This is a genomic window from Salinivibrio sp. PR919 (genome assembly GCF_001995355.1).
Taxonomy (GTDB): Bacteria; Pseudomonadota; Gammaproteobacteria; order Enterobacterales; family Vibrionaceae; genus Salinivibrio; species Salinivibrio proteolyticus.
On the sequence record NZ_MUFL01000115.1, the window covers coordinates 1 to 7,624 of the forward strand.

Annotated in this window: 6 protein-coding genes; 2 read left to right on the top strand and 4 right to left on the bottom strand. The window is 48.4% G+C overall.

The features are described 5' to 3' along the window. Nucleotides 1–158 precede the first annotated feature (158 nt). The 3 genes from gltS to BZG83_RS15255 all read right to left on the bottom strand — a co-directional run bounded on the left by gltS (nucleotide 159) and on the right by BZG83_RS15255 (nucleotide 3,699). Nucleotides 159–1,385 (bottom strand): sodium/glutamate symporter, encoded by a 1,227-nt coding sequence (gltS, locus tag BZG83_RS15245; protein ID WP_077481806.1) that lies wholly within the window; start codon nucleotides 1,383–1,385, stop codon nucleotides 159–161. Between the two features lie 324 nt (nucleotides 1,386–1,709). Further along, entirely contained in the window at nucleotides 1,710–3,074 is a 1,365-nt protein-coding gene (locus BZG83_RS15250) for an MATE family efflux transporter (RefSeq protein WP_077481808.1), read from the bottom strand. A gap of 208 nt (nucleotides 3,075–3,282) precedes the next feature. Beyond that, nucleotides 3,283–3,699, bottom strand: coding sequence for a CBS domain-containing protein (locus BZG83_RS15255; RefSeq protein WP_077481809.1), 417 nt, complete (start codon nucleotides 3,697–3,699; stop codon nucleotides 3,283–3,285). Nucleotides 3,700–4,083: 384 nt separating this feature from the next. Between BZG83_RS15255 and BZG83_RS15260 the strand changes: the two genes are divergently transcribed. Next, the gene (locus BZG83_RS15260; protein WP_077481811.1) at nucleotides 4,084–4,848 is read left to right on the top strand and encodes a ParA family protein; all 765 of its coding nucleotides are present in this window, start codon (nucleotides 4,084–4,086) and stop codon (nucleotides 4,846–4,848) included. A gap of 32 nt (nucleotides 4,849–4,880) precedes the next feature. Here BZG83_RS15260 and BZG83_RS15265 read toward each other — a convergent pair whose 3' ends face one another. Then, a complete protein-coding gene (locus BZG83_RS15265; RefSeq protein WP_158011489.1) occupies nucleotides 4,881–5,660 on the bottom strand; it encodes a DUF2927 domain-containing protein in 780 nt (259 codons plus the stop codon). A 242-nt stretch (nucleotides 5,661–5,902) separates the two neighbouring features. Between BZG83_RS15265 and BZG83_RS15270 the strand changes: the two genes are divergently transcribed. Beyond that, a partial coding sequence (locus tag BZG83_RS15270) for a M4 family metallopeptidase (RefSeq protein ID WP_077481815.1) occupies nucleotides 5,903–7,624 on the top strand: 1,722 nt, incomplete at its 3' end.

Genomic DNA, 7,624 nt, shown 5'->3' on the forward strand with positions numbered 1-7,624 from the left:
GGTTGGAGCCTACTCCAGAGTCAAGCGATGATCGAAACTAATCGCATTTGTCTTACGTTGTGGGTCGGGGAAAGTGCTGGAATAAAGGGAAACCGCTGTGATGTGGGGAAAGAAAGAGAGAAAAGTGCGCTCAGTGATCAGCACTGAGCGCGTTCGGCTTACTGAATAATAAAAATATAGCCCTGCAGAATGATAAGGTTGACAATATCGATGAAGAAAGCACCGACAATGGGCACCACCATAAAGGCTTGAGGCGCTGGGCCAAAACGATTGACAATCGATCCCATATTCATCACGGCTGTCGGCGTGGCACCCAGTCCAAAGCCACAATGGCCACCGGCGATAACTGCTCCAGTGTAGTTACTTCCCATCAACTTAAATGTCACGTAGTAGCTAAATACACCGATCACGATCGACTGAATGGTAAGAATAATCAAAAAAGGCACTGCTAAGTCGAGAATATTCCAAAGCTTCAATGTCATCAGCGCCATGGCAAGGAATAATGACAATGATACTGTCCCGACCATATCAACCGTTTCTGATTCCAACTTTCTAAATTTAAAGATCTCAAGGGTATTAGTAACAATCACACCCAAAAACAAGGCATATACAAAGTCCGGGATCATTAACCACTGAATATTGAAACTATTAACCCATTCTGATAAATAACGCGCGCCCGTAATACAAAGCAATAAGATGAATAAGACTTCGATCACTTTCTTCGCAGTTACTTTGTCTTCTTCATTTTCGTTATAGGTCACCAACTCAGGATACTTCTGATGTGTCGTCGTGCCACGACCATATTCTGATTCTAATTGGTGCTTATTAATCAAGCGTTGAGCAACCGGGCTGCCGATAATGCCACCAATGACCAAACCGAGTGTGGCGGAGGCCATTGCAATCTCGAGCGTGCTCTGGATACCGTATTCATCGGTCAATATCTGTGCCCATGCCGCGCCTGTGCCATGCCCACCAGACAAGGTAATGGAGCCAGCCACAAGGCCCATCAGTGGATCCAAGCCAAGCATCGATGCAAAGCTCACCCCAATCGCATTCTGAATAATAATGTAGACAGAAGCGATAGCGAGGAACCAAAATACTTTTAACCCACCTTTCACCAATTGTTTATAATTAGCCGCTAAACCCACAGTGGCAAAAAACATTAGCATAAAGGTGCTTTTTAACGGCAAGTCAAATTTAAAATCTATACCGTTTGAATGCAGCACTGCAATAACACAGGCAATAATTAATCCGCCGACAATAGGCTCGGGGATATTAAATTTACGTAATGCAGGAATTTTTGAATTAACAAAATGGCCTAGAAAAAGCACACCAATGGCGATCAAAAATGACTCTAGTGCACCAATAGAATTGAGTTGATACATATAACCTCTTTGTTTCTCTCATCACATCCTCCCTGATAATCCAATTTGACCTTTGTCTTTTACCTCATGTTATTCACGTTGAAGTCAATGCTGGCTTCCACATCCCAACGACATCTCAGCATCCTGCTTATCGTTTTTAGTTGTTTGACACTGCGAGTATCGCCAACAGTTGCTTGACGCCTCGGTATGTCTGATTCGCGGCACAATAGCAGAAATCTGTGATTTTGGCACCAAGTATCGAACTTTATGCGTCAATATCGCTGCTAATTATTGAATTAGCAAGGTTATTCACCTCAAAGCCAGTGAGTAATGTTGTCGACATTTTCAGCAAAAATCGCCTACATTCGCATCTGTTGGCGACAAATGACGGAGGCGGCGTCGCAGATCGATCGCTAACCATGCCCCCACAGGTATTGCCAATGCCAAATTAGAGGCCGGATAGGCTAGCCAAACCCCATCCAATTGCCAATATGACGCAAACAGAAACAAAAACGGGAGTTGCAGTACGATATTACCGATACTGATCATTAGCGCGGTTCGCCCGTGATGAATGGCTTGAAAGTACGCGGCGGCAACGACAATAAAGCCATCGAGAAACAGAAGGATCAGGTGCAACCGTAGCCCATTGACTGTGCTATCCAGTAAGGCAGGATTGCCGCTGCCAACAAATACGCGTGCCAAGGTGTTGGGTAAGCCATTGATCACTGCCACAAAGGCAACGCCCGTCACTAAGACACAAGACAACGCCATCAATAAGCACCGCTTTACCCAGTGTGGCTGACTGGCACCCGCATAAAAGCTCACTAAAGGTTGCATCCCATTGGCTACCCCTTCGGCTAGCAAATAGTACACAATCACCACATAGCCGATCACGGCATACGCCCCTACCGCCAGTTTTCCGCCGTGCAGCATTAAAAGGTGATTATGCACCGCCACCATCACAGCGCTATAACCGTACATAATCCAACTCGCCGCACCGATTGCACAGATATGCCGTGTGATTGACCAAGCCTGTGACCATGAAGGCCAAATAACTTGCAGCCGACTCCGCCGAGAAAAAAAGTAGCTGACGCCCACCAGCGTCACCGCCGCTTGCGCTAACGCAGTTGCAATCGCGGCGCCGGTTAATGCCCACTCAAGCCAGACGATAAACACCAGATCAAAACCAATATTGAGCAACGCGCCTAGCATCATCAATCGCGTCGCCAAGCCAGGTTGATCGTCGTTACGCAGTAAAATAGGCACCGCCATCGAACCGAGGGTAAACACATTGGCCCAAACCAGTACATCTAAGTATTGCACCGCAAAAGCCAGCGGCACCTGCTCTGCGCCTTGAAGTGCTAGTAGATATTCGCCCCACGCGACCAGTGCGAAGCTAAGAAAAACACTGAGAAGTAGCACTAATCCGATCGCGACCGCGAGCGTGTGATGCCCTGAGGGATCATGCCCTTTTCCTCGTGCAGCACTTATTTTTGCCCCTGCGCCAACACCGACCATCAAGCCCACCCCCAACATACCCGCGATCAATGGCCAAATTAGGTTAATGCCTGCCAAGCCATCAGCACCCATGACCTGACCGATAAAAATGCCATCAATGACTTGATAAAGGCCATTGACCAACATAGCGGCTACGGTAGGTAACGTATAGCGCCAGAACTGGCGTGACAGTGAATGAGGTTGTACTGGCATTGTCAGATAGTGCGTCAGGGTATGATGACGAGTATCATACCCAATCGCCGATACGGTGCTGAGTTAGGATCAGCACATTTTGGGGTAGCGCACGTGTGCGTGATATTGATAAGTTACATCGTTTCCTCGTACGCGAAAGCGCGCAAAGAAAAACGCCTTGGCCACTTCTCCCCTCAAAGAAACAGCACAAGACGCATTAGTCTTTCATTTAGACGGGATGCGTGAGGCACTCTCCCATTTGAGTGCTGATCGCACGGAGCACGTCTCGCCGAGTGATAATCCCCACCAATTTACCGTCATCAACCACCGGGTAGAGCTTGGGCTTGGTAGGTATCATCATTTCGGCCAGCTTAATGATGCTGTCTTCTGATTGCACTGCGAGTGCATTCGGCGTCATACAATCAGACACAGAGTGGGAGTCTTGACAGTGATAACTGTCTCTAAGCAATTGCTGCAGCATATCTTGCTCAGAAATAAAACCGACTAGATGCTTGTTGGCATCAATCACGGGTCCACCGGTTTGTTGGCTCCGCAGCAATTTTTCCAGCGCACTGGATAATGGCATCTCTGGCGAGAATGTCACCGGCCGCTTGTTCATATAATCTTTGACTTTGATCGACTCCATGTCGCCCCCTCTTCAATGCTTAACTCACGCCATATACCTGCTAACCACGTCATGTCGAAAAGAGTATGCCGCGCAGCACAGCTATGGTTATCCCGTTCTTTAAGTGTTGTCTAAGTTGGCGAAATGTCTAAATCACTTTGAGCAATTTGTGTGATTGGACAAAGCAATGATATGACGTGATTGCTTTATACCGGCTTCACACGCCTCTCAGCCTCATATGCAACAAGACAAGCTCGCACGCCCTTCTCTTTTTGTTTTGTCACAAATTGTTAAATAAAACAGCCATAGGGGTAGCTAGGGTTTCATCGATTTCATACCGTATCAAAAATAAATGGATGGTATTCAAAACGATGGCGATTCACGCATGGGGATGGGAAGAAAACGATGAAAATTATTGCGGTTTACAGTAACAAAGGTGGTGTGGGAAAAACGGCGACGTCGGTGAACATGGCGCATTTGATGGCAGAAAGCGGCTATCGCGTCTTGCTTTGCGATCTCGACCCGCAAGGCGCGTCATCGTTTTACTTTAAACTCAAGCCATCCAAGCATTTAGGACAAGACAGCTTCTTTACCCGTGATAAGAAGTTTAAAAAGTCCATTCAACCCAGCCACTACCCTAATCTTGATGTGGTGCCAGCGCACCATGATTTTAAAGACTTCGATATTTTTCTAGCCTCACAGAAAAGCGGGTCAAAAAGTCTCTTCAAACGTCGATTTAAAGCGGTCAAGGATGACTACGATATCGTGATACTCGATTGCCCACCCACTCTTTCCGCGCTGTCTGATGCGGTATTCCGCCATTGTGATGAACTGCTAACCCCCGTGATCCCGACGACGCTCTCTGAACGCACGCTTGAGCAGCTTTATCAGTATTTTATCGCCCATGATTTTGATGTGGCGCGTATTCACCCCTTTTTCTCGATGGTGCAGAAAACAAAGCGCTTACACGTCGACACCATGCATCGGATGGAGAAACAATACCCTGCTATGTTAGATGCCCATGTGCCCTTTAGTAGCGATGTAGAAAAAATGGGCGTGACCTGTGCACCTGTCACCGATATCGGCAAAGGAACCGCTGCGGCCATGTATTATCGTCGATTATGGCGGGAATTCGCAGCGCGCGTGCTTTCCGATCAACACGCTGCATAGGCGGCGCGCCTAAGCGCGTAACCCTTCGCGCATTACCAACCCAACAAGCGGTATAACTCGCCCGTTCTTACYGCGCGATGAGCCTGCGCAATGGTGCCATCGCGCGCCCACGACTCAATCACCGGCGCAATGATTGGCTGCACTTGGCTCCAGTTTTGTCCGGCTTGTATGTCCGGCAAGTACAAGAGCCGCAGTAACAAGCCGTCTAAGCCCGTTAATAGTTGTTCCGGCGTGCGATCATTAAAAATGGAAGGAAACACGTTATCGTCGTCATTGGGCAGCCCCATGATCTGGGTTAGCTCTTCAACCACACAGGCGACTAACTTACCTTTAGATCGCGCCAAATCAACTGGGATCACGACCGCTGCCCGCCGTATCCAACCATTTTTATCAACGGCAAAATTAGCCGCACAGACCGCTTTGCGTAATGGGGTGACATCGTTGGTTTTAAAGTATTGCCGCGCATCGTCTAAAAAGCGTTGGTGGTTGGTAAATACAATGGTCAGATTAGCGGCTTTGGGGTGTGAAGCCGGTATAAAGTTTATCCCGGTCAAACTTTGCAAATGATCAAGGTGGTAGCGGACGAGTTTATCGTGAAGTTCGCTGTCGCTGACGACATGCGACACGGTATAGCGCACGGATTCTCTCCACTTACGAACACCATGTTCACCTTCTACATATTCACTTTTCAGCGCAATGCGATAAAACGCATCTTGAATATAACTCGGTTGCTGCCAAGGTTGCTCAACAGCAAGCGTACTGAACGAGACCAGCCATACGATAAGCCCGATACTAACTCGACCCTTAAACAACAACGTTCACTACCTCAACCCCGCGCTTTCGATGCCTGTTTAGCGTAGCACAGCAGTTGAAAAACAACTGGTTGAATCGCGTGCTGTCTGTTTTTCTTACCATATCTGTTGAACATGGAATGGGCATACCATTTTTCTAGACATTTTTTGAACCAGATCCTCAATTTGATAGCGATCACATTTTTAGTTATTGAGTAATGTGGATAGTAACGGGCGATTTGACTCACTAACTCGAGGATTCTATGCGTAAAACACCGCTCGCACTCTTGCTCCCCTTTGCGTTTTCCGCTCAAGCCGCCACCATCGTTGACGCCTCTGACTTGGATCTTAGCCAAGCACTGGACGCCAATACGGCACGCTCAGCAATGACAGCAGCCCCTGCACTCAGTTTTCGTGAAAAATCGCGTCTGCAAGTGGGCAATCAATCACTGGTCCGTAAACAGCAACTGCACCATGGCATCCCGGTTTACGGCTATTCTGTGGTGGAAAACACCGCCGCACGGGGCTTTGCGCCAAGCGTTAAAGGTGACGTTGTCACTGACATCGAACAAGATATTGGTGGCACGCTACCCATGATTAACCAACAGCAGGCCATTGCGATTGCTCAAGGCCAGACAAGCCAAGGTAATCGTCATTTTCATCAAGCAGATGCAAACACAGAATTGTTGATCTRGTTAGATGAACAACAAACAGCGCGTCTCGTCTATAAAGTTGACTACCTTGCCAGTGATAACGGTCATCCTTCGCGTCCAATGAAAATCGTCGATGCAAAATCGGGAGATATTTTGGACAGCTGGGAAGGCATCGCGCACCTAGAAGCCGGCGGACCCGGTGGTAACCAAAAAAGTGGACGCTATACCTTCGGCCCAAATACCCAACTGGGCGGCTTTGAAGTCAACCGCTACTGTCAAATGGATAGTCCCAACGTTGTGACAGTCAACATGAACAATCAGGAATGGGGCGGAAGCGTTCATCAATTCAATTGTCCGCAGAATACCTACCGTCAAGTCAACGGCGCCTATGCACCCATGAACGATGCGCAGTACTTTGGACAAAAAGTCTTTGAAATGTATCAAGATTGGCTCGGCGTGCGCCCTATCCGTCAAAAGCTCACCATGCGTGTTCATTATGGTCAGGGCTATGGCAATGCTTTTTGGGATGGGCGGCAAATGACCTTTGGTGACGGTAATGGCAGCATGTATCCGTTAACCACGTGGGATGTGATTGCCCATGAAGTCAGCCACGGTTTTACTGAACAAAATTCAGGGCTCGAATATCGCGGTATGTCGGGAGGCATGAACGAGTCTTTCTCCGATATCGCCGCTGCGGCACTCGGCCAGTATGTTTATGGCGACTTCAACTGGAAAATGGGTGAAAACGTGATGAAATATAGCGATGCGATGCGCTATTTCATCAATCCAAGCCAAGATGGGCGCTCCATTGGTCATGTTAACCGTTACTATCCTGGCATCGACGTGCACTTTAGCTCTGGTATCTTCAACAAAGCGTTTTACCATCTTGCCACCAGCGCAGAGTGGAATATCCAAAAAGCGTTTACCGCGTTTGCCACCGCCAACCAATTGTACTGGCAACCTAACTCGAGCTTCCAACAAGGCGCTGATGGCGTATGTGAAGCCGCGAAAGCACTAAACTATTCAGCCGGCGCTGTCAGCCAAGCCTTTGCCGAAGTTGGCATCCAAACCCAAAGCTGCCAAGGAACTGGTGAAATCCCTACCCCAGATCCAGATCCGCAACCGACGCCTGACGTCGAACCGCTCACTTTCGATCAGCCGGTGGAGCTTCACGGCTACGCAGGCACGGCTCACCAGTTTGTGATTAAGAATGCGCCACGCGGTACGGTATGGCTACAAACATATCGTGGTCAAGGTGACGTTGAGTTATATACGGCGGTTGGCCGTCCAGCGAGCGCCGAAGATCATGACTGTGCGTCCACTAACGCAGGT

Coding starts and splice junctions, on each gene's coding strand:
- gltS (WP_077481806.1), bottom strand. CDS start 1,385: ATGTATCAACTCAATTCTATTGGTGCACTAGAGTCATTTTTGATCGCC.
- BZG83_RS15250 (WP_077481808.1), bottom strand. CDS start 3,074: ATGCCAGTACAACCTCATTCACTGTCACGCCAGTTCTGGCGCTATACG.
- BZG83_RS15255 (WP_077481809.1), bottom strand. CDS start 3,699: ATGGAGTCGATCAAAGTCAAAGATTATATGAACAAGCGGCCGGTGACA.
- BZG83_RS15260 (WP_077481811.1), top strand. CDS start 4,084: ATGAAAATTATTGCGGTTTACAGTAACAAAGGTGGTGTGGGAAAAACG.